This window comes from Glycomyces sp. MUSA5-2 (genome assembly GCF_037034145.1).
GTDB lineage: Bacteria > Actinomycetota > Actinomycetes > Mycobacteriales > Micromonosporaceae > Glycomyces > Glycomyces artemisiae.
The window spans coordinates 781,563-807,017 of the sequence record NZ_JBAGKG010000002.1; the positions used below are offsets into that span (position 1 = coordinate 781,563).

Here is a 25,455-nt window from a genome sequence, read left to right on the forward strand (position 1 = left end):
GGGCCGGTTCCTGTCGGACCCGGCGGGCAGGATCGCTCCTATCTTCCCCGGGGCGGGTGGGGGTTAGGGACGGTTATCAGCCCGAGTACATCAAGACGATCGCGGCGCACGCGCCCGCGGCGGCACTGATGATCGGGGCCCGCACCGAGTGCTTGCGGTCGGCCCGCGCGGTGGCGGCGACGATGAGCCACGGGCACAGGGCGATCCAGCCGTATTCGGGGTGCTCGGGGTTCGAGCCGCTGAGCGGGGCGATCATGAGCGCCAGGAGCGGGCCGATCATGAGCGGCCACGCCGAGCTGGTCCCGAAGCGGCGCAGGCTCTCCACGATCGCCGGGCCGCACGCCACGGCCACGAGCGCGGGCATGAGCGCCACCCACCACAGCTGCCCAGGGTGCGCGGCGATCTCGCCGATGGCCGCGTTGTAGGTGTCCACGAGGCCGTACGGCCACGAGGACCCGGTCATCGCGGCGAGCGCCAGCACCGCCAGCGCCGCGCCCGCCGACACCAGGATCTGCCCGGGGCGGCGCCGCGCGAAGTAAAGGCACAGCAGCGACACCGCGAACCACGCGGCGCCGTACGACAGGAGCGCGGCGATCCCGAGGAGCCCGCCCGCGGCGGCGGCGCCCCAGAACGCGTCCCAGCCCTTGACGCGCCGCTCGGAGGCCACGGCGCCGCACGCGAGGACCGCGGCGCACGCGGCGGCGGCGATCCCGTCGACGCCGAGCGTCGCCCACGCGGCCCACGGCCCGAGGATGAGCACCGGCGCGAGCGCGCGGGCCGCGACCGGGCCGGACACGGACTTGACCGCGACGAGCACCAGCGGCACCGACAGACACGACAGGGCGATCACCGTGATCGCAAGGCCCGCTTCGGAACCGGTGTACGACACCAGGAGCGCGATCGCGCCGCGCGCGCCGTCGGTCGCCGTCGACATCGTCGTCGGGTCCACATTGGTGTGCAGCGCGGCCGACCACGCGATGGAGGCCAGATAGGACAGCACCAGCAGCACGTGCCACGACATCCGCACGGCCGCAGGGCGGGTCGCGACCCCGAGCACGGCCGCCGCCGCGAGCGGCGCCACCACCATGCCGGGCGTCACCCGCAGCGACAGGTTCTGGGCCGGCCACCACGGGAGCGTCGTCGGACCGACCACTTCGGTCGTCGAGACCGCCACCGACGCCATGGTCAGCACGACCACGGTGAGGCACAGCCAGATCCCCAGGTCGCGCAGGCGCGAAGGGCGCCGCGCCGGGGCGAGGGCGTCGACCCGGTCGGTGAATGAGGTCTGCGGTGCGGTCACGTCACGAAACTATCGGGTATCCGACAGAAACGTCCGCCGGGCGAGAGAACTCCGGCAAACTTCACAACACACCTTTCATCACCCTCCGTATCCGGGAAAGGACTCATGACCCCCGAATCCATTCCTCCCCCCGAGGGCGTCCCCGCCGATGCGGGCGCCGCGAAGACCGATCCGAACCGGCAGGTCCGCGGCGACGAGCGCCGCGAGCTCACCGACCGCGTCACCGCGGCCTACGAGCAGGGCCGGAGCATCAGGGACATCGCCTCAACGATAGGCCGATCGTACGGTTTCGTGCACCGACTGCTGGCGGAAGCGGGCGTCGACTTCCGGACCCGCGGCGGCGCGCGCAAGGGCGGCGGGAAATAACCTGGGCTCCTCCGGGCGTTCCACGTTCGGATAACGAACGACGAAACGGCCCAAGCCCCACCACCGGACTGCCGCGGACTGCCACCGACCTGACCGGACGACGACTGCACTTGGGCACTTGCACACGGGAGGCCCAGTGTCATCGATGGGACCCGCCGGTTGGGACGCAATGCGCTCGATGCGGCGCGCGGACGACCTCAAAGGCGTCACACTCAGCCGCGGCGTGAAGCGCCGCATCCTGCGGTTCGCGCGGCCCTACCGCCGCGACATCGCCCTGTTCATCGGGCTCGTCACGCTCATCGCCGCGATCGGCGTCGCCACGCCCGTCCTCGCCGGCGACATCGTCAACGAGCTCACCGGCGCGGACGGCACCCAGAGCGGCGTCATCAGGCTCGCCTCGATCATCGCCGGCCTCGCCCTCGCCGAGGGCCTGCTCAACCTCGCCATGCGCTGGTACGGCGCGAAGCTCGGCGAGGGCATCATCTTCGACCTGCGCCGGGCCGTGTTCGACCACGTCCAGTCCCAGCCGGTCGCGTTCTTCACCCGCTCGCAGACCGGCGCGCTGGTCTCGCGGCTGAACAACGACGTCATGGGCGCCCAGCGGGCGTTCACGAGCACCCTCTCCGGGCTCGTCTCCAACGGCATCGCGGTCGCGCTCATCATCGGCGTCATGTTCTTCCAGTCCTGGCAGATCACGCTGCTGTCGCTGGTGCTCGTCCCGGTGTTCCTGGTCCCCGCCAAGTGGGTCGGCCGCAAGCTCGCCGCGCTCACCAAGGAGTCCTTCGACCTGAACGCGGCCATGAACACCCAGATGGCCGAGCGGTTCAACGTCGGCGGCGCGATGCTCGTGAAGCTCTTCGGCCGCCCCGACACCGAGTCCGCCGAGTTCGCTGGGAAGGCCGACCGCGTGCGCGGCATCGGCATCACCACCGCGATGTACGCGCGCACGTTCATCGTCGCGCTCACCCTCGTCGCGGGCCTCTCGCAGGCCCTCGCGTACGGCCTCGGCGGCGCGCTCGTGTTCGCCGGGCAGCTCAGCGCGGGCACCGTCGTGACCCTCGCGCTGCTGCTCACGCGCCTGTACGGGCCGCTGACGGCCCTGTCGAACGTGCGCGTCGACGTCATGAGCGCCCTCGTGTCCTTCCAGCGCGTCTTCGAGGTCCTCGACCTCAAGCCGCTCATCGAGGAGAAGCCCGACGCCCGCGAGCTGCCCGAAGGGGCCGCCTCGATCGCGTTCCGCGACGTGCGCTTCCGCTACCCGGGCGCCGACGAGGTCTCCCTCGCCAGCCTGGAGGACCTGGCCCGCCCCGACCGCTCCGACAGCGGCCGCGAGATCCTCCGCGGCGTCTCCTTCGACGTCGCCCCCGGCCAGCTCGTGGCCCTCGTCGGCCACTCCGGCGCCGGGAAGACCACCATGGCGGGCCTCGTGCCGCGCCTGTACGACGTGACCGGCGGCGCCGTCGAGGTCGGCGGCGTCGACGTGCGGGACCTCAAGGGCGAGTCCCTGTCGGCGAAGATCGGCATGGTCACCCAGGACGCGCACCTGTTCCACGACACCGTCCGCGAGAACCTCGCGTACGCCCGCCCCGAGGCCACCGACGAGGAGATCTGGGCGGCCCTGGACCGCGCGCAGATCGGCGACACCGTGCGCCGCCTCGAATCCGGGCTCGACACGGTCGTGGGGGAGCGCGGCTACCGGTTCTCCGGCGGCGAGAAGCAGCGCCTCGCGATCGCCCGCGTCCTGCTCAAGGCCCCGCCGATCGTCATCCTCGACGAGGCCACCGCCCACCTCGACTCCGAGTCCGAGGCCGCCGTCCAGCGCGCCCTCGACACGGCCCTGGAGGGCCGCACCTCGCTCGTCATCGCCCACCGGCTCTCCACTGTGCGCCGCGCCGACACGATCGTCGTCCTTGAGGACGGCGAAGTGGTCGAGTCCGGCACCCACGACGACCTGGTGGACCGCGGCGGGCTCTACGCGGAGCTCTACAAGACGCAGTTCGAGGAGCGCAGCGGATCGAACGAGGAGTTCAGTGAGGAGCGCAGCGAGGACCGCTCCGAAGAGGTCGAAATCGGTCCGGACGGGCCCCTTTCGACCGCCGCATGAGTGACATGGGCCATATCTGCTCAGAGCGAAACCACATCGTTGCAGGTCAAAGCCTTACACGTGAGGATGATTTCGTGCTGACAGGTTTCAAGAATGCAGGCGTACTGTAGGGTCCAAAGGCCGCTTCGGTTCAGTATTCGCCGAAGCGGTGAAGCGCCAGCAATGGCGGCACACCTCAGACCGCTACGCCAACGCCCCAGCTAGGTACCCCCTGGACCGGGTCCGCGGCGGGTCTGAACATCAACATCGCAAGGAAATGCAGTAATGGCGCAAGGCACCGTTAAATGGTTCAACGCGGACAAGGGCTTCGGCTTCATCGCTCCTGACGGCGACGGTCCGGACATCTTCGTCCACTTCACCGCGATCACGGGGAACGGCTACCGCACCCTGGAAGAGAACCAGCGCGTGGAGTTCGAGATCGAAGCCGGCAAGAAGGGCCCGCAGGCCGCGAACCTGCGCGCCCTCTAGGCAATCGAGCACGAAGCCGCTGCCCTTCATTCCGAAGGACAGCGGCTTCTGTGGTGTCCGGGGTCCTACCAGTGGTAGTAGACCACCAGCTCCTCCGCGTCGCCGCCGACGCCTTCCGGCAGCTCGCGCTCGTCGATGACAGTCCCGTCCGGATCCACCAGGTACTGGACGGCGGTGCCGCCGGTATGCGTCAGGACCAGCATCGACCCGTCGGCCAGGAACACGACCTGCCGCTCGTCGCCGTCGACGGGCAGCTCCAGCTCCTCGCCGGTCGCCGTGTCCACGTAGACGTCGCAGAGCCGACCGGCCGAATCGCCCTCCGCCTCTTCGTACTCCTCGAAGCACGCTTCGCCGCCGTCGGCGGAGATCCCGGCGTCGAGCCACTGCTCGTCCTCCAGGCTCGCCTCCAGTCCTGGCAGCTCCTGCGCGACCGTCCCGTCGAGGTTGTACACGGTGGTGCGCCCCACCCAGAGGTGCTCGCCGTCGGGAGCCCACTCCGAGGCGCAGAACAGGTCGTCGCCCGGCCCGGCGATCGGGGTCAGTTCACCGCTGGGCATGTCGAGCACGTAGGTCTTGGGGTCCTCGAACCCGGTGGGTTCCGTGAACAGCAGCTTGTCGGAGTCGGGGGACCAGGCGATCTCGCAGTGGATCGGCTCGACCGAGAAGTACGGGAAGCCCTCGGTGAAGTTCGTATCGAACCCGATCTCCAGATAGGCGGCGCCGCAGGAGTCGGCGCGGTCGACCGCGAACACGCGGTTGCCGTCCGGGGCGACGTGGAAGAGGTACTCGCTGTCGTTGTCGAGCGGATCGACCGAGCCGTCGGCGCCGAGATTCTGGGTCCACTCCATCCAGCCGTCGTTCACCGAGCGGTACCCCAGGATGGGCGGCAGCTCCGTCAGCTCCTGCTCGGTCCCGGACTCGCCGCGGTCGGGGAACTCGATGCCGAGGTCGTCCCAGTCCTGCGGGCGGACGCCGCAGCCGTACTCGATATCCTCCGCCTCGCCCTCGGAGGTCGTGACCTCCTCGGGGCTCGTCGTCGGGTCTTCGGCCGGACCTGGTCCCGGGTCCTGCTCGTCGCCGAGCCAGGCGGCGGTGCCGGTTCCGGCGATGGCGAGGGCGGCGGCGACGCCGGCGGCGCCCGCGATGAAGCGGTTCCTGGACATGGTGCGTGCCTTCCTGTAGGCCCCGGCCGCGAGGTCGCGGCCCGGTTCGGCGTGGTCGTCCCCGATGTCGTGGAGCAGCGAGCGGATCGACTCAGGCATTGCGCTCTCCGATCTCGATGGTGAACTCGCGCTCCCATTGGGCGAGTTGGACGTCCGCGTCCCCGAGCACGAGGTGGGGGAAGCGGTTCCTGAGGTTGCGCAGGCCGCGCTGGACGCGGGCCCGCAGCGTGGTCACCGGGCAGTCGAGGACGGCCGCCGCGGCGGCCTCGGTCCGGTCCTCGAAGTAGCGCAGCACGATCGCGGCCCGCTGGTTCGGCGGCAGCGACAGCAGGGCCGCGTGGACGGCCAGGCGCAGCGTCGTGTCCTGCTCCTGCGCGGCCCGCTCGGGCACGGCGTCGACGGCGATCTCCGCGACCTTCGTGCGCCGCCACCGGCTGACGTGCAGGTGGTACATGGTGCGCCGGGTGTACGCCTCGGCGTTCGCGGTGCGGTGCAGGCGCTTCCACGCCCGCCAAGTGCGGGCGAGGGCGTCCTGCACGAGGTCTTCGGCGAGGCCGCGGTCGCCCGTCAGGAGGTAGGCCGACGCGCACAGCGACCGCGACCGGGCCCGCACGAAGTCCTCGAACTCGCCCTGCCGCGTCTGCGGCGCCCCCGGCGGGGCAGAAGGTTCGCTCACGTTCGTTCCGTTCCGTTCTGTGCTTCCCAGAACTGGGTATGGGTGGATACCTAGCAAGACGGGAATCCGCACGCCGCCGCGCATCATACGAACGGCTGACCATCCTCACCCGAACGGCCGATCCGAAAAATCGCGTTGTCTCCCTTGGAGGGTTTGTGCAGACTGTGCCGATGAGCATCATCGAATTCAGTGCCGACGACGCCGTACTGATCGACCGCGCCTTCGCCATCCTCATCGCGGCCCACGACGCCGACACCCCCGAGAACCCCACCTACCCTGAGCGGTACTTCCGGACGCTGTTCACCCACGTGTTCCCCGGCCGCGAGCGGTACTGGTTCGCCGCGGTCGACGAGGAGGGGCAGGCCCTCGCCTGGGCCCGCACCGACTTCTTCACCGACGACAACCCCGAACTGGCCTTCTACGAGCAGTACGTCCACCCCGACCACCGCACCGCCGGGGCCGACGCGCTCCTGCGCGACCACGTCGAGTCATTCTGCGCCTCCCGCAACCGCACCACGGTCCTCACCACCGTCTCCGTCCACTGGGAGGGCGGCCCAGACCGAGACGACGCCGTCGTCAACGACCTGGAGGCCCGCGGCTATACGCGCGCGCTCACCACCGTCAACCGCCGCAGCCCTGCTGACCCGCTCGGCACCGAGACGGAGGAGCGCATCTACCGGGAGGCCCTCGCCAAAGCCGGGGACGCCTACGAGGTCCGGCAGTGGACCGGCCCGGTGCCCGAGGAACTGGTCGACACCATGTGCCGCATGCAGACCATGATCTACTCCGAGGTCCCCATGGGCGAGGTCGAGATCGAGCCCGAGGTGATCACCCCCGAGAAACTGCGCGCCAAGGAGGCCGTGAACGCAGAGGAGGGCCGAACCAAGGTCGTGTCCGTTGCGATCGAGCGCGCCACCGGCGAGATCCAGGCCTGGACCGAGCTCAACCTCGACGACGGCGACATTGTGAACAGCATGCAGGGCATCACGATCGTCGACCCGGCCCACCGCGGCCACCGCCTCGGACTGCTCCTCAAGCTCGCGAACCTGCGCCTCCTGCGCGAGCACTCGCCGACCACGCAGTGGATCTGGACCGACAACGCCGACGTCAACGCCCCCATGATCGCCATCAACGAACTCCTGGGCTACGCCACCGTGGACGCCAACGCCGAATACCAGCTCAAGGGCTGAACCGCTCAGGCGCCCTTGGGTTCACGCATCCACGGGCGCCTGCGGCGGACCCCGGCCGTGGACGGTCCGGGCCATACTCGGACCATGCAGATCACCCCTGTGGACCCGGCCGACGACCGCGCGGCGGGCGACATCCTCGCCCTCATGAACAGCGTCCTGGAGGCCGACGCCCCCGAGAACCCGCGCCCCGTCGAGCAGTCGCTCCGCGCCGAGCTCCGCCAGGACCGGCCCGGCCTGGAGATCGCGTACTTCGCCGCCGAGGACGACGGCGCGTTCGCCGGATACCTCGGGGTCGCCCTCATGACCGACGACAACCCCCACCTCGCCATGGCCGAGCTCATGGTCCACCCCGACCACCGCCGCCGCGGCATCGGCACCGCCCTCCTCGACCACTACACCCGGTACGCCTCCTACCGCGGCCGCACCGACCTCACCGCAGGGACCCTCACCACCTGGGGCGACGGCCCCCGCCGCCCCGACACCGGCGCGAACTTCCTGGAGCGCAACGGGTTCAGCCTCGCCCTCGTCAACGTCCACCGCCGCAGCCGCACCGACGCCCTCGCCCCCGAGGACGAGCGGCGCCTCTGGGACCAGGCCCGCGCCGCCTCCGGCGACTACGACCTGCGCGCCTGGACCGGCCCCGCCCCCGACGACCTCATCGAGTCGCTCGCGCGCCTCGACGCCATGACCCGCGTCGAGGTCCCCACCGGCGACATCGAGCTGGAGGCCGAGCACGTCGACGTCGCGCGCGCCCGCGCCAAGGAGGCCGCCGTCGCCGCCGTCCACCAGGTCCCCGTCAAGGCCGCCGCCGTCCACCGCGCCACCGGCGCCGTCGTCGCCTACACCAACCTCAACGCCTACGAGGATCCCGAGGCCCGCCACGCCGGCCAGGGCATGACGATCGTCGACCCCGACCACCGCGGCCACCGCCTCGGCCTCCTCGTCAAGCTCGCGAACCTCCGCCAGCTCCGCGAGCGCTTCCCGCGCGTCGCCGAGGTCTGGACCGAGAACGCCGACGTCAATGACCACATGGTCGCCATCAACGACCTCCTCGGCTACGAGGCCGTCGACGCCCTCAGCGTCTACCAGCGCAAGCTCCAGACCTGACAGGACGTTTCCGTAATTCGGTTGCCGAGTGTCATACCCCCTGGTCAGACTGTGCAGATGAGCAACATCCAGATCGTCGAACTCGACCCCGCCGACGACGACCTCGTCGCAAGCGCGTTCGAAGTGCTGCGCGCCGCGCACGCCGCAGACGCGCCCGAGGCCCCCGCACCCCACTGGGGGAACTTCTCCCTGGGACTGGTCCACCCCGACCCCGCCGAGCACGGCCCGACCTTCGTGGCCGTCCGCGACGGAGAAGCCGTCGGCCTGGCCGAGGCCGGCTACCCCCGGCGCGAGAACCTCCATTTCGGATGGGCTAGCATCCACGTCCATCCCGACCACCGCCGCCAGGGCATCGGCTCGGACCTGCTGAACCACTTCATCGAAGACGCGAAGAGCCGCGGCCGCAGCACCCTCACCATCGACACCCGCCTCACCTGGGAAGACGGCGTCGAGCGGTCGAAGGCCGGGCAGCTCTTCGCCGAGAAGCACGGCTTCGAGCAGGCCCTCACCTGGATCAACCGCCGCTGCGCCGTCGACGCCCTCGCGCCCGAGACCGAGCAGGCCCTCCTTGAGCAGTCCCAGGCCGCCGCGGGCGACGCCTACGAGATCGTCTCCTGGATCGGCCGCACGCCCGAGCACCTCGTCGACACCATGGCCCGCATCGACTCCACGATCCTCGAAGAGGTCCCGCTGGGCGACCTGGAGCTCGGGCCCGAGACCATCGACGCCGAGCTCAAGAACGCCCGCGCCGACCGCAACGAGGCCATGGGCGTCAACGCCGTCCAGACCATCGCGATCGACAAGGCCACCGGCGAGGCCGTCGCCAACACCGCCGTGTTCGCCTACAGCGACCCGGAGTACCCGGACGCGTTCCAGGGCATCACCATCGTCAACCCCGAGCACCGCGGCCACCGCCTCGGCACGCTCCTGAAGATCCTCAACCTCCGCCTCGTGCGCGAGAACTTCCCGCAGGTCCGCCACATCTGGACCGACAACGCCGACGTCAACGCCCCGATGATCGGCATCAACGTCGTCCTCGGCTACGAGATCCTCGACGGCGGCGCGGAGTTCCAGCGCAAGTTCGACGCCTAGCCCGACCCCCGAAAGGGTGTCTCCAGGCACAAGCCGACCGTGAGAGTGGCGACCGCTTCTCACGGTCGGCTATTGTTCTTAGCTGGCCCTAGTTCTTCATTGCAGAGGCCCGATCAGGCGCGTCCCGCCCCATCACCGTCGGCTCATGGTGAAACCGATATTCCGCGGAACGTGCGTCACTTACGAAGTCGTTCTCGCGGAAGGCGAACCATGACTCTTGACCAAACTGTGCCGGATGCTGCCATCAGTGAATCCGACATTGCCCCCGAAACCACTGAAACCCTCGAATCCTCCCCGTCGGAGGCCGCGGTGACCGAGGCTCCCGCAGCCGACGCCGCGCTCGCGGAGGAGTTCACCGTCGAGACCGACGAGGTCCAGGCCCCCGAGGGCCCGACCTTCGAGGAGCTCGGCCTCCCCGAGAAGATCACGGCCGCGCTGGCCGAGCAGGGCATCATCACGCCCTTCCCGATCCAGGCCGCCACGATCCCGGACGCGATCAGCGGCCGCGACATCCTCGGCCGCGGCCAGACCGGCTCGGGCAAGACCCTGGCCTTCGGCCTGCCGACCCTGTCGCGCCTCGCCGCGGGCGGGCGCACCAAGGCCAAGCGGCCGCGCGCGATCATCCTGACCCCGACCCGCGAGCTGGCGATCCAGGTCGCCGAGTCGCTCCAGACCTTCGGCGACGCCGTGGGCATCGAGATGAAGGTCGTCTGCGGCGGCACCGCGTTCTCCCGCCAGATCGACGCGCTCCGCGCCGGGGTCGACATGCTCGTCGCCACCCCGGGCCGCCTGCGCGACCTGATCCGCCGCGGCGAGTGCTCGCTCGAAGACGTCGAGCTCGCGATCCTCGACGAGGCCGACCAGATGGCCGACATGGGCTTCCTGCCCGAGGTCGAGGAGCTGTTCGACCAGCTTCCCACCGGCGGCCAGCGGATGCTCTTCTCCGCCACGCTGGAGGAGGAGATCGACGTCCTCGTCCGCAAGTACCTGTCCGACCCGGTCGTCCACTCGGTCGACCCGCCGGCCGGCTCGGTCACCACGATGAGCCACCACCTGCTGCTCATCGGGCCGCGCGACAAGGCCACCATGACGGCCGCCGTCGCCGCCCGCCCGGGCCTGACGATGGTGTTCGTGCGGACCCAGCTCGCGGTGGACCGCATCGCCGAGGAGCTGCGCGAGGCGGGCGTCAACGCCGAGGGCCTCCACGGCGGCATGACCCAGGCCGACCGCTCGAAGGTCCTGGAGCGCTTCAAGAACGGGCGCCTCGACGCGCTCGTGTGCACCGACGTCGCGGCCCGCGGCATCCACGTGGACGGCGTCGACATGGTCCTCCACGTCGACCCGCCGAAGACCCACAAGGACTACCTGCACCGCGCCGGCCGCACCGCGCGCGCCGGGCAGTCCGGCCACGTGGCGACCCTGGTGCTGCCGCACCAGAACCGGTCGATGTTCAGCCTCATCGAGCGCGCCGGGGTGGACGCCACGCGCCACTACGTCAACGACAACTTCGACGCCGAGCTGACCGCGCTCATGGGCGCCCGGAACTTCACCGACCTGCGCGCGGTGTCCTCCGAGCACCAGGCGACCCGCAACGACGACGAGGTCAAGCGCCTCGAACGCCAGATCGAGCGCCTGAAGGAGGACGCCGAGGGCCTGCGCGCCGAGGCGGCCCGCCTGCGCGAGCAGGCCGAGCGCGAGATCCTCGAAGGCCCGTCCAAGCGCCGCGACGACCGCGGCCCGCGCCGCGACCGCGAGGACCGCGGCGGCTACCGCGGCAACCGCGAGGGCGGCGGCCGGGGCGGCTACCGGGGCAACCGCGAGGGCGGCGGCCGCGGTGGGTACCGCGGCGACCGCGAAGGCGGCCGCGGCGGCTACGGCGAGCGCCGTGAAGGCGGCCGCGGGGGCTACGGCGACCGCGACAACCGGGGCGGCTACGGCGACCGCAACCGCGGTGGCTACGGCGACCGCGAGGGCGGCCGCGGCGGCTACCAGGGCAACCGCGACGGCGGCGGCTACGGCAACCGCGGCGGCGGCTACCAGGGCGGCCGCGACAACGGCGGCTACCGCGGGAACCGCGAGGGCGGCTTCCGCGGCGGCGACGACCGCGGCCGGGGCGGCTACGGCGACCGGGACCGCGGCGAGCGCCGCGGCTACGGCGACCGCGACCGCCGCGACCGCTGGTAGGCACTGAGCATGTGAACTGAGGCCGACGGGGATTCCCCCGTCGGCCTCAGTCGTCTTCTCTCGGGGGAACCGGGCGCGGCGCGCCCGAAGTACCCTTGCGGGACCGCAGCTCCGCACCCCTGAAAGGTCCTGAATGGACGACGCCTCGCGCTCGGCCGCCGCCCTCGGCATCGACTTCGGCACCCACAACACCGTGGCCGCGGTCCTGCGCGGCGACGGGCGGCGGCACCAGATCCTCTTCGACGGCCATCCGCTCCTGCCGTCAGGAATATATATCGACCACGATGGATCACTACTGGTTGGCAGGGACGCGGCGAGGGAGGCCCGCCGCCACCCCCACCGCTACGAGCGCAACCCGAAGCTCCGCCTCGATGCCCCCTCGCTGCTCTTGGGGGACAGGGAGGTCTCGATCGGCGACGCCGTGCGCGCCGTCCTGCGCCGCGTCCTCGCCGAGTGCACCGCGGTCGCCGGGCCGCCCCGGTCGGTCACCATCACGGTCCCCGCCGCCTGGGGCCCGAACCGCCGCCACATCGTCACCGACGCCGCCCTCGCGGCCGGCCTGCCCGCCCCGCTGCTCCTGCCCGAGCCCGTCGCGGCGGCCCGCTACTTCGCGGAGGTCCTCGGGCGCCGGATCGAGTCCGGCCGGGCCCTCGTCGTCTACGACCTCGGCGCGGGCACGTTCGACGCGAGCGCGGTCGCCTTCGGACCGGGCGGCTTCGAGGTCCTCGCGGTCGACGGCTCGGACCGCGTCGGCGGCCACTACCTGGACCAGGCGCTCGTCGACTACCTCGGCGGGCGCTTCGCGGGGACCGAGGAGCGCTCGTCGGCCTGGCGGGCCCTGCTCGGCGAGCCCTCTAACAACCGCGATGCGGGCGGCGAGGTGCTGCGGGCCCGGTTCCAGCTCTACGACGAGGTGCGCGAAGCGAAGGAGCGGCTGTCGCGCCGCTCGACCACCGAGGTCCTCGTCCCGGGCTTCGCCGCCGAGGAGCTCCTGACCCGCGCCGAACTCGACCTCCTCGCCCGGCCGCTCCTGGCGCAGACCGTGGCGATCACGAAGGCGGTGATCCGCGAGGCGCGGCTCTCGCCCGACCAGGTCGCGGGCGTCTTCATGGTCGGAGGCGCGAGCCGGATGCCCCTGGCCGCCACGATGATCCACCAGGAGCTCGGCATCGCGCCGACGATGATCGAGCAGCCCGAACTCGTGGTCGGCGAAGGGGCCGTGGCCGTTGCGGGCCAACCCGTGACCCCCGCGGCAGTCCCGCCCCCGGTGCTCCCGCTCACCCCTGCCGCAGTCCCGCCGCCGACAGATCCGGTCACCGTGGTGCAGCCGATCGTCCAACCCCCGCCTCCGCCGCGGCGCCGCGGCCTCCCCGTGGCGCTCCTCGCCATCGCGACGGTGCTCGCGGCGGCGCTGGTCGGCGGCGGCGCATGGTGGCTGGGAAGCCTCGACGGCCAAGCGGCGGAAGAGGACCCGACGACGCACGCCGAATCATCGAACGCGGAGTCAGAGGACCCCGCCACGAACACGCCTGAACCCGAGGAGACGACGACCTCCGCCGCACCCGAGGTGATCACCGGCGAGGTCTACTGGAACTGCCCGCAGACCCGCTCCTACTGCGCCGACCAGGGCGGCGAGCCGGGCATCCGCGGCTCCGCGTCCGACTCCACCGCGATCGGCTATGCGGCGGTGGGCACGGTCTTCGAACTCGTCTGCTACGAGACCGCGGACCTGATCACGCCCCGCGGCAACGAAGGCGAAGAGGGCTACTGGGACTACCACGAGGGCAAGGACGCCTCGGACGTCATGGTCCGGGTCGTCCTGGGGGAGAACGAGTTCGGTTACATCCCGTTCGTATGGCTCATCATCGACCCGGCCGACGTCAACTCCCTCGGCGGCCTGGCCGAGTGCTAGCCCGGGCGGGCGGTGGGGCCCGCCCGGACGTCTCGTTAGGCCGTGGCAGCGGCCGGCTCGGCCGCCTCCTCGTCCTTCTTCCTGTTGAGCCACAAGCTGTCAAGCGCGAGCAGCCCGCCGCCGGAGAACCCGATGGCGATGGCGAACACGGCCAGCGTCAGCACATACTCGTAGCCGCCGTTCATCGAGAAGAACCCTCCGTCGAGGTGCACGAAGTACATCGCGCCCAGCATGACTGCGGCGAGCGCGAGCCCCACCAGCGGCAGCAGCGCCCCCGCGATGAGCAGGAAGCCGCCGACGAGCTCGGTCGTGGCCGCGAAGTAGGCGGACAGCGTGGGTGCCGGGATTCCCATGCCCTCGAAGCCTTGCGCGGTCGCGTCGATCCCGTTGGTGCTCCACTTCTGCCACCCGTGCGCGATGAACACGACCCCGAGCGCCACACGCCCGATGAGCAGCCCGATCGGTTGGAGTCTTGCGATCACATTGCCTCCCATTGCGAATGCTGCCCCCATACAAGGACAGGCTTAGTTGACTGTTCAACTAACCCGCGAGCATACCAACGAGTAGGGGTCTGTGTAAATATGACCCACCTTCAGATATCTAACGTGATTTGCGCGGTAAAGACCTGCTCACAAGCAAGGCCGACAGGAGTATCCTGCCGACCCGTCGACTGCACGCTCCCTAGTGGCGGCGGACCGCTTCTTCGACCAGTTGGAGGATTCGGGTGATCTCCAGGTCGTCGCGGCCGGTGGCGAGGTAGCGGACGAGGCCGTCGTACATGAGCTGGAGGAAGCCCGCGAGGACCTCGATGTCGACGTCGGTGCGCAGGACGCCGACCTCGCGCTGGTGCTCCAGGCGCTCGCGGCTCGCCTCGGCGATGGCCTCGCGGCGGCGGCCCCAGGCCTCGGCGAACTCGGGGTCGGTGCGCAGGCGCCGCGCCACCTCCAGCTGCGTCCCCAGCCACCCGGAGATCTCCGGCTTGTCGGCCCCCGCTGTCAGGTCCTGCATGACGCCGACCAGGCCGCGCTCGGCCACCGTCGCCGCCATCTCGGCCGCGTCGACCGACGCGACCGCCAGGAACAGCGCGTCCTTGTCCCTGAAGTGGTGGAAGATCGCCCCGCGCGAGAGCCCCGTGGCCTCTTCGAGCCGCCGCACCGTCGCGCCCTCGTACCCGAACTTGGCGAAGCACGAGCGGGCGCCGTCCAGGATCTGCTGGCGGCGCGAGTCGAGGTGTTCTTGGCTGACGCGAGGCACCCGGCAATCTTGCCACCTGGGATTGGCCCCGGGCCAACGAGTCGCCTACCGTTGTCCCCATGGACAGGTGCGGACGACGGGGGAGCGGCGCGTGAAACTCAGCGACTTCTGGGAGCGGATGGACGAGACCTTCGGCCCGGCCTACGCCAGGTCGGTGGCCTCCGACGCCACCATCGGGCAGCTCGGCGGCCGCACCATCGACCAGGCGCTCGCCGAAGGCGAGAACGCGAAAGCGGTGTGGATGGCGGTGTGCCGGGCCTGGCCCGAGCGGATCCCGGCGCGGCTCGTGCGCTGATCGGCGGATCCCTCGTGTTGCGAGTTGCGCCGTGTTCGAACAAGCCGTTGTCCTACCTTGTCGGAGGGTGCGGCTACCGTATTCGACATGGCTAAGCAGACAGGATCCAAGGGAGGCGGGATGAACTCCGCTCAGGACAAGGCCAAGGCGCTCGATCTCGCGCTGGCCCAGATCGACAAGCAGTTCGGCAAGGGCTCGGTCATGCGACTGGGGGAGAAGCCCAAGCAGAACGTCAAGACCATCTCGACCGGATCCATCGCGCTCGACGTGGCCCTCGGGGTCGGCGGCCTGCCGCAGGGCCGCATCATCGAGATCTACGGCCCGGAGTCCAGCGGTAAGACCACGATCGCGCTCCACGCGATGGCGAACGTGCAGGCCGAGGGCGGCGTGGCCGCGATGATCGACGCCGAGCACGCGCTCGACCCGATCTACGCCGAGAAGCTGGGCGTGAACGTCGACGACCTGCTGGTCTCGCAGCCCGACACCGGCGAGCAGGCCCTGGAGATCGCCGACATGCTGGTCCGCTCCGGCGCCGTCGACCTCATCGTCATCGACTCGGTGGCCGCGCTCGTGCCGCGCGCCGAGATCGAGGGCGAGATGGGCGACTCGCACGTGGGCCTCCAGGCCCGGCTCATGAGCCAGGCGCTGCGGAAGATCACCGGCGGCCTGAACACCACGGGCACCACGATGATCTTCATCAACCAGCTCCGCGAGAAGATCGGCGTCATGTTCGGCTCGCCCGAGACCACCGCCGGCGGTAAGGCGCTCAAGTTCTACGCCTCGGTGCGCCTCGACATCCGCCGCATCGAGACGCTGAAGGACGGCGGCGAGGCCGTCGGCAACCGCACCCGCGTCAAGGTCGTCAAGAACAAGGTCGGCTCGCCGTTCCGGCAGGCCGAGTTCGACATCCTCTACGGCATCGGCGTGTCCAAGGAGGGCTCGCTGATCGACATGGGCGTCGAGCACGGCATCGTCAAGAAGTCGGGCGCCTGGTACACGTACGAGGGCGACCAGCTCGGCCAGGGCAAGGAGAAGGCCCGGGCGAACCTCAAGGAGAACCCGGACCTCGCGCTGGAGATCGAGAAGCGCATCAAGGAGAAGCTCGGCGTCGACGCGGCCGCCGCCGACGCCCCGGCGTCGATCGAGGACGAGATTGAAGAAGCCCCGGTCGACTTCTAAGCCGAACGACCCGGAAGAGGCCCGGCAGTACTGTCTCCAACTGCTGTCGGGCCGTCCCCGGACGCGCACCGAACTCGGCGACTCCATGCGCCGCAAGGGGTTCGAGGAGCACATCGTCTCGGAGATCCTGGAGCGGTACTCGGAGGTCGGCCTCATCGACGACGCCGTCTTCGCGCGCGCCTGGGTCGAGTCCCGCCACCGCTCCCGCGGCCTCTCGAAGCGGTCGCTGGTCGGCGAGCTGCGCCGCAAGGGCGTCGATCCGGACTTCATCGACGCCGCCGTCGAGCAGGTCAGCGACGAGGACGAACGCGAAGCGGCCCTGGAACTCGCCCGCCGCCGCTACCGGTCCTTGGCGGGTCAGAGCGACGACGCCGTGCTGCGCAAGCTCGTGGGCATGCTCGCCCGCAAGGGCTACGGCTCCGGCATCGCGATCCCCGTGGTGAAGCAGGTCCTCGCAGAGGCCGAGAGCGACGCCGCGGAGCTCCTGGACGAGGACGCCCACTTCGAGTGAGGGCGGGAGCGGGAAGGGGAAGCGGCAGGGTCGGGGTGTTCCATCATCCGGAATGCGGCAGGTCGGTAAGGAGCCGTTAACGCGATCGACATACCATTGCCGCTGACGACGCAGCGCCGCGCCCGGTCCTCCGTTGCTCCTTACCTTTGCGAGGTATCCATGACCGAACCGAAACCTGTCGTGGTCATAGCCGACCCGCTCGCGCCCGCTGCGATCGAGGTGCTCTCCGGGGACTTCGACGTCCGGGAGATCGACGGGACGAACGTGGACTCCCTCCACGCCGCGCTGGTCGAGGCCGACGCCGTGATCGTCCGGTCCGCGACCACCATCGACGCCGCCGCGCTCGAACACGCGCCGAAGCTCAAGGTCGTCGCCCGCGCGGGCGTGGGCCTCGACAACGTCGACCTGCCCGCCGCCACCGAGCGCGGCGTCATGGTCGTGAACGCGCCCACCTCGAACATCGTGTCCGCGGCCGAGCAGGCCATCACGCTGCTGCTCGCCAGCGCCCGCCACATCGCGCGCGCCGACGCGTCGCTGCGCGCCGGCCGCTGGGACCGCAAGAAGTTCACCGGTGTCGAGATCCAGGGCAAGACCCTCGGCGTGATCGGCTTCGGCAAGATCGGGCAGCTGGTCACCGCCCGCATGCAGGCGTTCGACATGGACGTCGTCGCGTACGACCCGTACGCCCAGCCCGCGCTCGCCGCGAAGCTCGGGGTGCGCCTGGTCGACCTCGACACGCTGCTGTCGCTCGCCGACTTCATCACCATCCACCTCCCGAAGACCCCCGAGACCGTGGGGATCATCGGCGAGGACGCGCTCAACAAGGTCAAGCCGGGCGTGCGGATCGTCAACGCCGCGCGCGGCGGGCTGATCGACGAGGACGCGCTCGCCGCGGCTCTCCAGGACGGCCGCGTGGCCGCCGCCGGGCTCGACGTGTTCGTGAAGGAGCCGTGCACCGACTCGCCGCTGTTCGCGCTGGACAACGTCGTGGCCGCGCCGCACCTGGGCGCCTCCACGCGCGAGGCCCAGGACAACGCGGGCCTGGCGGTCGCCAAGAGCGTGAAGCTCGCCCTGTCGGGGGAGTTCGTACCGGACGCGGCGAACGTGCAGGCCGGGGGCGTGGTCCACGAGGAGGTGCGCCCGCTGCTGTCGCTCGCGGAGCGCCTGGGCCGGACGTTCAACTCGCTGGCCGGCTCGGCCGTGCAGTCGGTGACGGTGGAGGTCCGCGGGGAGGTCGTCGCGCACGATGTGACGGTGCTCCAGCTGGCGGCCTCGAAGGGGCTGTTCGTGGACGTGGCCGACTCGGTGACGTACGTGAACGCGCCGCTGGTGGCCGAGCAGCGCGGGGTCGAGGTCGGCCTGTACACGTCGCAGGAGTCGCCGGAGTACCAGACGCTGGTCACCCTGCGCGGCGCGATGGTCGACGGCCGGGGCCTCACCGTCTCGGGGACGATCAGCCCCGGGCCGCACGGCGGCCCGCGGCTGACGGACATCGACGGGTTCGAGCTGGACATCGACCTGGACGGGTCGCTGCTGTTCCTGCGCTACACGGACCGGCCCGGCGTGGTCGGCCTCATCGGCGGCGCGATCGGCGACCTGAACATCAACATCGCCGCGATGCAGGTGGCGCGCAAGGCCGCCGGGGGCGAGGCGGTCATGGCGATGGCGCTCGACGCGCCGGTGCCGAGCGAGGTGCTGGGCCGCGTGAAGGACTCCGTGGGCGCGACCGGCGCGAAGGCCGTGACCCTCCAGGACTGAGGGATTCACTGAATCCCCTGCGTCTCAGCCGTTCCATCTGCTGAGAGCCGTTCGTCGGAATGCGGGACGGGTGCGTTATGGTGAACGCACCCGCCCCGCATTCCCCGTTCCCGGCCGCGATGCCGGACGGGTCCGAGTGCGCGGCGTCGAGGAAACGGAAACCAGAGAGGCACCATGAGCAGGATCGCGGTCATCGCCGGCGACGGCATCGGGCAAGAGGTCACCGCCGAGGCGCAGAAGGTGCTCGCCGTGGCCCTCCCGGGCTACGAGTACACCGAGTACGACCTCGGTGCGCGCCTGTACAACCGGACCGGCGAGATCCTCCCCGACAGCGTGCTGTCCGAACTGGACGAGCACGACGCGATCCTCCTGGGCGCCATCGGCGACCCGACCGTCCCGCCGGGGGTCCTCGAACGCGGCCTGCTGCTGAAGCTCCGCTTCGAGTTCGACCAGTACGTGAACCTGCGGCCGAGCCGCCTGTACCCGGGCGCGTCCTCGCCGCTGGCCGACGTCAAGCCCGGCGACATCGACTTCGTGGTCGTCCGCGAGGGCACCGAGGGCCTGTACACCGGCGCCGGAGGGAACCTCCACACCGGCTCGCCCGCGGAGATCGCCACCGAGGAGTCCCTGAACACGCGGTACGGCACGGAGCGGGTCATCCGCGACGCGTTCGAGCGCGCCCGCCGCCGCCGCGGCCACCTGACGCTCGTCCACAAGACGAACGTGCTGGTCCACGCGGGCGGCCTGTGGAAGCGCGCGTTCGACGACGTGGCCGCCGAGTACCAGGACGTGACCACCGAGTACCAGCACGTGGACGCCGCGGCGATGTTCCTCGTGAACCGGCCGCACACCTTCGACGTGATCGTCACCGACAACCTGTTCGGCGACATCCTCACCGACATCGCCGCCGCCGTCACCGGGGGCATCGGCCTGGCCGCGACCGGCTCGATCAACCCCGACCACACGCACCCGTCGACGTTCGAGCCCGTGCACGGCTCGGCCCCGGACATCGCCGGGCAGGGGATCGCCGACCCGGTCGCCGCGATCTCCTCCACCGCGCTCCTGCTGGAGCACCTCGGCCGCGCCGACGCCGCCGCGGCCGTCAACGCCGCGGTGGAGCGCGAGCTCGCGTCCCGCGACAGCGGGGCCCAGATCCGCACCGGCGAGGTAGGCGACCGAGTAGCCGCCGACGTCGCCGGACAGCTCAGCTAGACCCAAGCAACAGCTTCAGCGCCCGGCGGGCCCGCGTTCGACCAGAACGCCTCGCCGGGCGTTTTCCCGTGTCAGGCCCCAGATGACAGGCTGCCGCCCGACCACCTGAACGAGCGGTAAGTTAAGCATCAGGACCAGTAACGACAAGCACACACCCGACCTTGTGAATCCGAAGGACAGATCATGACCACCGACGGTCTTCCCGACCTCAGGCGCGAGCCGCACCCGAACCCGACCCCGGACGCCGAGCGCGAGGCGATCCTCGCCAACCCCGTCTTCGGGACCGTGTTCACCGACCACATGTTCACCATGACCTGGACCGAGGGCCGCGGCTGGCACAGCGCGACCCTGAAGCCGTTCGGCCCGCTCACGCTCTCCCCGGCGGCCGCGGTCCTGCACTACGCCCAGGAGATCTTCGAGGGCCTCAAGGCCTACCGCCACGAGGACGGCTCCCTGGGCCTGTTCCGCGCCGAGGCGAACGCGCGGCGCCTCAACATCTCCGCAGACCGCATGGCGATGCCGCACCTCCCCGAGGAGTGGTTCCTCGCCTCGATCCGCGAGCTGCTCGCCGCGGACGGCGACTGGGTCCCGAGCCAGGACGAGGCCACCCTCTACCTGCGCCCGTACATGATCGCCTCCGAGTCGTTCCTCGGCGTGCGGCCCGCGAAGGAGTACCTGTACCTCCTCATCGCCTCCCCGGCCGCCGCGTACTTCAAGGGCGGCCCCAAGCCCCTGACGCTGTGGGTGTCCGAGGAGTACAACCGGGCCGGACCGGGCGGCACCGGCGCGGCGAAGGCCGGCGGCAACTACGCCGCGAGCCTCCTGCCCCAGTCCGAGGCGATCGAGCACGGCTGCGACCAGGTCATCTTCCTGGACGCCGTGGAGTACAAGTACGTCGACGAACTCGGCGGCATGAACCTGTTCTTCGCCTACGAGAACGAGCGGGTGCTCTACACCCCCGAGCTCGGCACCATCCTCGCCGGGATCACCCGCGACGCGATCCTCACGCTCGCCACCGAGGCCGGGTGGGAGGTCCGCGAGACGAAGTACTCGATCGACCGCTGGCGGGACGACGCCGAGTCGGGCCTGCTCACCGAGGCGTTCGCGTGCGGCACCGCCGCCGTCATCACGCCCGTGGGCACCGTCAAGGGACGCAAGGGCTCGTTCACCATCGGCGGCGGCGAGGCCGGGAAGTTCACGATGCAGCTGCGCCAGACGCTCCTGGACCTCCAGTACGGGCGCACCGAGGACACCCACAACTGGATCACCAAGCTCGACTGACCAGCGGCGACGCGCGCGTTCCCGCGGCACAGTCAGCTACCCGACAGCGGACTCCGCGTCCGCGTGAAAACCGGACAAACCATGGTCCCCTTCCCGTACCTTTGATTCCACGTGTGTCAATGGCTCGGGGAGGGGACGCATTGGCTGAGGTCACGATCCGGCTGAACCGGCTGGGGCTGGAGCGCGGCCGCATGTGGCAGGCCGTGGTGGCCGCCGTCGCCGTCGTCCTGCCCGTCGCCGTGTGGATCGGACTCGAACGGGCCCTTGGGGACTCCGTGCAGAACATCGGCGAAGGCGACACCCTGTTCCTCCAGTCCTACCCCGTCGCCGGGGCCAGCCTCGAATACGAGCTGCCCGGCTCCGGCTGGACCAGCCCCGGCGTCCACTTCGCCGACCAGCGCCAGAACTTCGTGCGCGACCACCTCACCGCCTCCGTCGAGGTCGACTCCGGCGTCGACAGCCTCGAACGGCTCCTCGACCGCCGCGTCCAGCCCGTCATCGCCCAGAACGGCTACATCTACAACAACATCCGCGCCTACACCGACGCGGCCGCCGGGCTCGCCGGGTACCGCGCCGACATCATCGGCATCGACTCCGCCGGGTCGATCACCGTGGTGGGCAACGACAAGGGCGCCGCCGCGATCCTCGTCCTCATCGCCCCCGGCGCCGACCCCGCCGCCGCCGACGTCGACCCCGAGCCGTACGTCGCCACCTTCGAGCTGGAGGGCAAGTGACCGTCCGCACCGAACGCGTCGTCGTCGAGTCCCAGGGCGCGTTCATCCGCATCAGGCGACCCGCCTACTGGCTGTTCGTCGCCTGCCTCGTCTACGGCCTGCTCGAACTCGGCCGGATCTTCTCGCCCGACTACGGCGACATCGCGACCGCCCTGTGGGCCTCCATCGCCGTCAACGCCGTCCTCGCGATCGTGTTCCTCCAGATCCTCTCCCGCCTGGACCTGTTCGAACGCGAACCGCCGACCGTGCGCGCGGCCGCGATGGCCTGGGGCGGCATCGTCGCCGTCGCGCTCGCGATGCTCGCCAACAACGCCGCGCTCGTCGTCCTCGCCGAACTCGCCGACGCCAAATGGGCCCGCACCTGGGGGCCCGCGATCGTCGGCCCGATCAACGAGGAGTGGCTCAAGGCCCTCGGCGTGGTCATGCTCGTGCTCATCGTGCGCGAGCACTTCGACCGCTCCATCGACGGCCTCATCTACGGCGCGCTCGTCGGCCTCGGCTTCCAGGTCGTCGAGAACCTCACGTACGCGGTGAACTTCGCGGCCCTGAACCCCAACTCCGACATGGCCGGGGCGCTCACGGTGACGTTCACGCGCGTGCTCGTCGCCGCCCCGTTCTCGCACCCGCTGTACACCGGCGCGGCCGGGCTCGGCATCGCGTTCTTCGTGACCCAGACGCGGCGCTCGTTCAGCACCCGCCTGGGCGTCATGGTCGGCCTGTTCGCGCTCGCGCTGGCGATGCACGGCCTGTGGAACCTGCCGATGCCGTCCTCGTTCCCCGCGGGGCTCGCGATCCCGCTGACCTACGGCAAGGGCCTGATCATCCTCGGCCTGTTCTTCGTCCTGTACCACTTCGCGGCCCGCGCCGAATGGCGCTGGTTCGTCACCACCATGTCCGATGAGGACGAAGCGGTGATCACGACCGAGGACCTCACCGAGATGCGGTCGCTGCACTCGCGGCGCAAGGCCCGCAAGCGGGCCCAGAAGCGCTGGGGCAAGGACGCCTCCCAGCTGCTGCGTCAGCTCCAGCACGAGCTGGTGAGCCTGGCGACGCTCGTCGCCCGCGACCAGCGCCGCGGCGACCGGGACGGCGACAGCCCCGACGTGGCCGCCGTCAAGCGCAACATCACCGCGATCAGGGCCGAGCTCGACCAGGCCAAAGGCGCTGTGGCGGCGAAGAAGTAGGAGGGGTCAGCCGCCGACCGGGCCCTTGCGGGGGATCGGGGCGACCGAGCCCTTCTCGGCCTGCGCGGGCGCGCTCGCCGACTCGCTCGACGGCTCCTCGCTCGGCGTGTGGCTCATGGTCACCGACTCGGACGAGCCCGGGTCGGTCGTCGGCGCCTCGCTCGTCGGCTCCTGGGTCGGCTCGCCGCTGGTGGGCTCCTCCGTGGGCGTCGTCTCCGTCGGCTCCTCGGTGGGCTCCTCCGTCGTCGGCTCCTGGGTCGGGGAGCTCTCCTCCTCGGTGGGGCCGCGGGTGCCGTCGTCGCCGCCGATGGGCACCAGGTCGGGGGAGCGGCCGCCCGTGCCGCCGCCGCTCCCGCGGCCCTGGGTCGCCGCTCCAGCGGTCGACTCCTCCGCGCTCGGGTCGGCGGCGTCGCCGCCCCGGGGCGCCTCCTCCTCCGCGGCCGTGCCGGCCGCTTCGGCGTCCTGGCCAGTCGTGTCCGAGCCGAGCCCGAACCAGCCCTCGATGATGTCCGCGTCGTCGCCGTCGGCGATGCCCGGCACACCCGCGCCGCCGCGCACGAGCGCGCCGGTCGCGATGACCCCGCCGGCGACGGTCGCCACCGCGATCACCCCGATCCGCCGGAACCGCTTCGAGCGGCGCAGGTCGTAGCCGAGCGAGCGGACCGCGCCCTTGGTCTCGCGCCCGATGGCACCGAAGAGTCCCACGTGTCTCCCACCGTCCGTTCGTGTCCTTCACTCGGATCAACGATCGGGGCGACGAAGGGTAACCGTCAGGTCACCCGTGCGGGGGTCATGCGAACGACCGACTCCGAACGGGGGACCGGGCGAGACGGCGATCGTCCACTGACGGCCGGAATGATGTCACGGGCTGAGGCCGGTCGGCTCAGGACGCCGTCGGGCCCGTGCCGAGAATTCGGCACGGGCCCCTCGGGGTCGCGCTTAGCAGGTGCCCCAGCTGGAGTCCTTACCCCAACTGGTGTCCTTACCCCAACTGGTGTCCTTGCCCCAGCTGGTGTCCTTGCCCCAGCTCGTGTCCTTCTGTATGTGGTTCATCGTGTTCCCTCCTCTCCTGTGTCGCTCATGTCCTGACCGGTTCCGAACGGTCCTCGGCGGGAGGCGCCGACCGCTCGGAGACTTGCGGCTCGTCCGGTGCGGCGAGCCTGAAGACGAGGCCGATCGCGAGCGCGACGACCGAACCGGCCGCGCCGCACAACGCGATCGACAAGGCCGGGGACAGCGCTTCGGCGAGGACGCCGGCGAGCGCCATCCCCAGCCCCTGGGCGGTCTGGAGGCCGGCGGCGGCGAAGCCGATGGCGCGGGCGCGGATCTCGTCGGGCACCTGGAGCACGAACCTGACCTCGGCGATGACGACGAAGCTCGAACACAGGCCGGAGACCGCCCACAGCGCTACCGCAGCCCAGACGCCCGGCTCGGCGAACGTCACGACGAGCGGGAGCCCGGCGGCGAAGGCGAGCGGCACCGTCAGCCGCCGCCGCACCTCGGTTCCCAGACGGGCCACCAGGAGTCCGCCGATCGCCATCCCGGCGACGTCGGCCGCCATGAGCAGGCCGACGGCGGACGCTCCCGCGCCGATCTCGGCGACGTACGGGGCGGCGAGCGATTCGGGCACGACGTAGAACCCGAACGTCCAAGCCAGCGCGGCCAGGCCCATCAGGCTCCGGTTCCTCGCCACGAGCCGGACCCCGGCCAGGGCGAACCGGCCCTTCGGGGCGCTGTTCCCGGTGTCCCCGCCGGTCTCGGGCAGGTGCGGGCGCAGGCCACAGCGCACGAGTGCGGCCGAGACCAGGAAGGTGAGCGCGTTGACGGCCAGGACCAGATGCGGGCTGCCGGTGGCGGCCACGACGACCCCGCCCAGGGCGAACCCGGCGATCTGCGCGATGCCGTCCGTGGCGCCGGTGATGCCCATGCCGACCTGGTAGCGCCCGCCGGGCAGGACTTTGGGGAGGGTCGCGATGCGGGCGGAGGAGAACAGCGGTTCGGGGCAGGCGACGGCCACCACGAGGAGGCCGAGCACCGGCAGCGGCATTGCCGGAACTGCCATGAGCCCGATGAGGACCGCCCGCAGTACGTCCACAGTCCACATGACGGTGCGGCGTGAGTACCGGTCCGCCAGGCCCGCGAGCAGGGGTGCGGTGAGCAGCGGCGGCAGGTAGGTCGAGGCGTAGACCAGCGCGGTGAGCGCCGCCGACGAGGTCCGTTCGAACACCAGCAGCGACAGCGCGACCCGCGCGAACTGGTCGCCGATGCGCGACTGCGCCTGAGCGATCCAGAGCACCCGGAACTCGCCGACGGCGAACACGTCGCGGAATCGGGCCGCCTGCTCTGACATGCGTCTCCTAGGTGTCGACCCGAAGCCGGGACGGGTGGGACCGTCGGGGAGGAACTGTGACGGACGACGCCATTGCATCCGCTGCGGCCGTTGACGGCAAGCTTCCGCTGAACTATCTTGAACTCGCCCGTCCGC

The 25,455-nt window shown here is 70.8% G+C and carries 23 protein-coding genes and 1 pseudogene; 17 read left to right on the forward strand and 7 right to left on the reverse strand.

The genetic code is table 11. From position 1 onward, the window contains the following. Positions 1–76: 76 nt before the first annotated feature. On the reverse strand, positions 77–1,300 hold the full coding sequence (locus tag WA640_RS09205; RefSeq protein ID WP_335987359.1) for a hypothetical protein: 1,224 nt from the start codon (positions 1,298–1,300) through the stop codon (positions 77–79). A gap of 105 nt (positions 1,301–1,405) precedes the next feature. Here WA640_RS09205 and WA640_RS09210 point away from each other — a divergent pair, with 105 nt between their 5' ends. The 3 genes from WA640_RS09210 (at position 1,406) to WA640_RS09220 (ending at position 4,238) form a co-directional block, all read left to right on the forward strand. After that, complete coding sequence (locus WA640_RS09210; RefSeq protein WP_335987361.1) at positions 1,406–1,666, forward strand: helix-turn-helix domain-containing protein; 261 nt, start codon at positions 1,406–1,408, stop codon at positions 1,664–1,666. A gap of 145 nt (positions 1,667–1,811) precedes the next feature. Beyond that, complete coding sequence (locus tag WA640_RS09215; protein WP_335987362.1) at positions 1,812–3,770, forward strand: ABC transporter ATP-binding protein; 1,959 nt, start codon at positions 1,812–1,814, stop codon at positions 3,768–3,770. Positions 3,771–4,034: 264 nt separating this feature from the next. Continuing rightward, a complete protein-coding gene (locus WA640_RS09220) occupies positions 4,035–4,238 on the forward strand; it encodes a cold-shock protein (protein ID WP_106364496.1) in 204 nt (67 codons plus the stop codon). Positions 4,239–4,303: 65 nt separating this feature from the next. Here the strand turns inward: WA640_RS09220 and WA640_RS09225 are convergent, their stop codons facing one another. Both WA640_RS09225 and WA640_RS09230 read right to left on the reverse strand, forming a co-directional pair. Beyond that, the gene (locus WA640_RS09225; RefSeq protein WP_335987363.1) at positions 4,304–5,500 is read right to left on the reverse strand and encodes a hypothetical protein; all 1,197 of its coding nucleotides are present in this window, start codon (positions 5,498–5,500) and stop codon (positions 4,304–4,306) included. Further along, positions 5,493–6,077, reverse strand: a complete 585-nt coding sequence (locus WA640_RS09230) for a SigE family RNA polymerase sigma factor (RefSeq protein ID WP_335987365.1) — start codon at positions 6,075–6,077, stop codon at positions 5,493–5,495. The genes WA640_RS09225 and WA640_RS09230 overlap by 8 nt, the downstream gene beginning before the upstream one ends. Positions 6,078–6,247: 170 nt before the next feature. Here WA640_RS09230 and WA640_RS09235 point away from each other — a divergent pair, with 170 nt between their 5' ends. The 5 genes from WA640_RS09235 (at position 6,248) to WA640_RS09255 (ending at position 13,562) form a co-directional block, all read left to right on the forward strand. Then, positions 6,248–7,267, forward strand: a complete 1,020-nt coding sequence (locus WA640_RS09235; RefSeq protein WP_335987366.1) for a hypothetical protein — start codon at positions 6,248–6,250, stop codon at positions 7,265–7,267. A gap of 84 nt (positions 7,268–7,351) precedes the next feature. Next, on the forward strand, positions 7,352–8,374 hold the full coding sequence (locus WA640_RS09240) for a GNAT family N-acetyltransferase (protein WP_335987367.1): 1,023 nt from the start codon (positions 7,352–7,354) through the stop codon (positions 8,372–8,374). 57 nt (positions 8,375–8,431) lie between these two features. After that, positions 8,432–9,466 carry a GNAT family N-acetyltransferase gene (locus WA640_RS09245; RefSeq protein WP_335987368.1) on the forward strand — a complete coding sequence of 345 codons (1,035 nt, stop codon included), beginning with the start codon at positions 8,432–8,434 and terminating at the stop codon, positions 9,464–9,466. A gap of 309 nt (positions 9,467–9,775) precedes the next feature. Then, on the forward strand, positions 9,776–11,650 hold the full coding sequence (locus WA640_RS09250; protein WP_335987369.1) for a DEAD/DEAH box helicase: 1,875 nt from the start codon (positions 9,776–9,778) through the stop codon (positions 11,648–11,650). A 133-nt stretch (positions 11,651–11,783) separates the two neighbouring features. Beyond that, positions 11,784–13,562 (forward strand): Hsp70 family protein, encoded by a 1,779-nt coding sequence (locus tag WA640_RS09255; RefSeq protein ID WP_335987370.1) that lies wholly within the window; start codon positions 11,784–11,786, stop codon positions 13,560–13,562. A 35-nt stretch (positions 13,563–13,597) separates the two neighbouring features. On the opposite strand, the gene WA640_RS09260 is transcribed toward WA640_RS09255, so the two are convergent. Beyond that, positions 13,598–14,044: a DoxX family protein gene (locus WA640_RS09260; protein ID WP_335987371.1), complete on the reverse strand. Its 447-nt coding sequence runs from the start codon at positions 14,042–14,044 to the stop codon at positions 13,598–13,600. A gap of 199 nt (positions 14,045–14,243) precedes the next feature. Then, the gene (locus WA640_RS09265; protein WP_106364505.1) at positions 14,244–14,816 is read right to left on the reverse strand and encodes a TetR/AcrR family transcriptional regulator; all 573 of its coding nucleotides are present in this window, start codon (positions 14,814–14,816) and stop codon (positions 14,244–14,246) included. A 91-nt stretch (positions 14,817–14,907) separates the two neighbouring features. Between WA640_RS09265 and WA640_RS09270 the strand changes: the two genes are divergently transcribed. The 9 genes and pseudogenes from WA640_RS09270 (at position 14,908) to WA640_RS09305 (ending at position 22,970) form a co-directional block, all read left to right on the forward strand. Continuing rightward, positions 14,908–15,111 carry a DUF3046 domain-containing protein gene (locus WA640_RS09270; RefSeq protein WP_106364778.1) on the forward strand — a complete coding sequence of 68 codons (204 nt, stop codon included), beginning with the start codon at positions 14,908–14,910 and terminating at the stop codon, positions 15,109–15,111. 120 nt (positions 15,112–15,231) lie between these two features. Beyond that, positions 15,232–16,290, forward strand: a complete 1,059-nt coding sequence (gene recA, locus WA640_RS09275) for a recombinase RecA (RefSeq protein ID WP_106364506.1) — start codon at positions 15,232–15,234, stop codon at positions 16,288–16,290. Continuing rightward, positions 16,265–16,372: pseudogene (locus WA640_RS28815) on the forward strand (hypothetical protein); the annotation flags it as partial. The gene recA and the pseudogene WA640_RS28815, both read left to right, overlap by 26 nt. Before the next feature lie 3 nt (positions 16,373–16,375). Beyond that, positions 16,376–16,801: a regulatory protein RecX gene (locus tag WA640_RS09280; protein ID WP_106364507.1), complete on the forward strand. Its 426-nt coding sequence runs from the start codon at positions 16,376–16,378 to the stop codon at positions 16,799–16,801. Between the two features lie 159 nt (positions 16,802–16,960). Next, complete coding sequence (gene serA, locus WA640_RS09285) at positions 16,961–18,559, forward strand: phosphoglycerate dehydrogenase (RefSeq protein WP_335987372.1); 1,599 nt, start codon at positions 16,961–16,963, stop codon at positions 18,557–18,559. Between the two features lie 174 nt (positions 18,560–18,733). Further along, the gene (locus WA640_RS09290; RefSeq protein WP_335987373.1) at positions 18,734–19,771 is read left to right on the forward strand and encodes a 3-isopropylmalate dehydrogenase; all 1,038 of its coding nucleotides are present in this window, start codon (positions 18,734–18,736) and stop codon (positions 19,769–19,771) included. Between the two features lie 183 nt (positions 19,772–19,954). Next, complete coding sequence (locus WA640_RS09295) at positions 19,955–21,052, forward strand: branched-chain amino acid aminotransferase (RefSeq protein ID WP_106364510.1); 1,098 nt, start codon at positions 19,955–19,957, stop codon at positions 21,050–21,052. A 140-nt stretch (positions 21,053–21,192) separates the two neighbouring features. After that, entirely contained in the window at positions 21,193–21,786 is a 594-nt protein-coding gene (locus WA640_RS09300) for a hypothetical protein (RefSeq protein WP_335987374.1), read from the forward strand. Beyond that, positions 21,783–22,970, forward strand: coding sequence for a PrsW family intramembrane metalloprotease (locus tag WA640_RS09305; protein WP_106364512.1), 1,188 nt, complete (start codon positions 21,783–21,785; stop codon positions 22,968–22,970). The genes WA640_RS09300 and WA640_RS09305 overlap by 4 nt, the downstream gene beginning before the upstream one ends. 6 nt (positions 22,971–22,976) lie before the next feature. Here the strand turns inward: WA640_RS09305 and WA640_RS09310 are convergent, their stop codons facing one another. Then, on the reverse strand, positions 22,977–23,675 hold the full coding sequence (locus WA640_RS09310) for a hypothetical protein (protein WP_335987375.1): 699 nt from the start codon (positions 23,673–23,675) through the stop codon (positions 22,977–22,979). A 373-nt stretch (positions 23,676–24,048) separates the two neighbouring features. After that, positions 24,049–25,320 carry an MFS transporter gene (locus WA640_RS09315; RefSeq protein ID WP_335987376.1) on the reverse strand — a complete coding sequence of 424 codons (1,272 nt, stop codon included), beginning with the start codon at positions 25,318–25,320 and terminating at the stop codon, positions 24,049–24,051. Positions 25,321–25,455 lie beyond the last annotated feature (135 nt).

What these genes read in the sequence shown, in the direction of transcription:
- WA640_RS09210 (WP_335987361.1), top strand. Translation starts at nt 1,406, where the DNA reads ATGACCCCCGAATCCATTCCTCCCCCCGAGGGCGTCCCCGCCGATGCG.
- WA640_RS09215 (WP_335987362.1), top strand. Translation starts at nt 1,812, where the DNA reads ATGGGACCCGCCGGTTGGGACGCAATGCGCTCGATGCGGCGCGCGGAC.
- WA640_RS09220 (WP_106364496.1), top strand. Translation starts at nt 4,035, where the DNA reads ATGGCGCAAGGCACCGTTAAATGGTTCAACGCGGACAAGGGCTTCGGC.
- WA640_RS09225 (WP_335987363.1), bottom strand. Translation starts at nt 5,500, where the DNA reads ATGCCTGAGTCGATCCGCTCGCTGCTCCACGACATCGGGGACGACCAC.
- WA640_RS09235 (WP_335987366.1), top strand. Translation starts at nt 6,248, where the DNA reads ATGAGCATCATCGAATTCAGTGCCGACGACGCCGTACTGATCGACCGC.
- WA640_RS09240 (WP_335987367.1), top strand. Translation starts at nt 7,352, where the DNA reads ATGCAGATCACCCCTGTGGACCCGGCCGACGACCGCGCGGCGGGCGAC.
- WA640_RS09245 (WP_335987368.1), top strand. Translation starts at nt 8,432, where the DNA reads ATGAGCAACATCCAGATCGTCGAACTCGACCCCGCCGACGACGACCTC.
- WA640_RS09255 (WP_335987370.1), top strand. Translation starts at nt 11,784, where the DNA reads ATGGACGACGCCTCGCGCTCGGCCGCCGCCCTCGGCATCGACTTCGGC.
- recA (WP_106364506.1), top strand. Translation starts at nt 15,232, where the DNA reads ATGAACTCCGCTCAGGACAAGGCCAAGGCGCTCGATCTCGCGCTGGCC.
- WA640_RS09280 (WP_106364507.1), top strand. Translation starts at nt 16,376, where the DNA reads ATGCGCCGCAAGGGGTTCGAGGAGCACATCGTCTCGGAGATCCTGGAG.
- serA (WP_335987372.1), top strand. Translation starts at nt 16,961, where the DNA reads ATGACCGAACCGAAACCTGTCGTGGTCATAGCCGACCCGCTCGCGCCC.
- WA640_RS09290 (WP_335987373.1), top strand. Translation starts at nt 18,734, where the DNA reads ATGAGCAGGATCGCGGTCATCGCCGGCGACGGCATCGGGCAAGAGGTC.
- WA640_RS09295 (WP_106364510.1), top strand. Translation starts at nt 19,955, where the DNA reads ATGACCACCGACGGTCTTCCCGACCTCAGGCGCGAGCCGCACCCGAAC.
- WA640_RS09315 (WP_335987376.1), bottom strand. Translation starts at nt 25,320, where the DNA reads ATGTCAGAGCAGGCGGCCCGATTCCGCGACGTGTTCGCCGTCGGCGAG.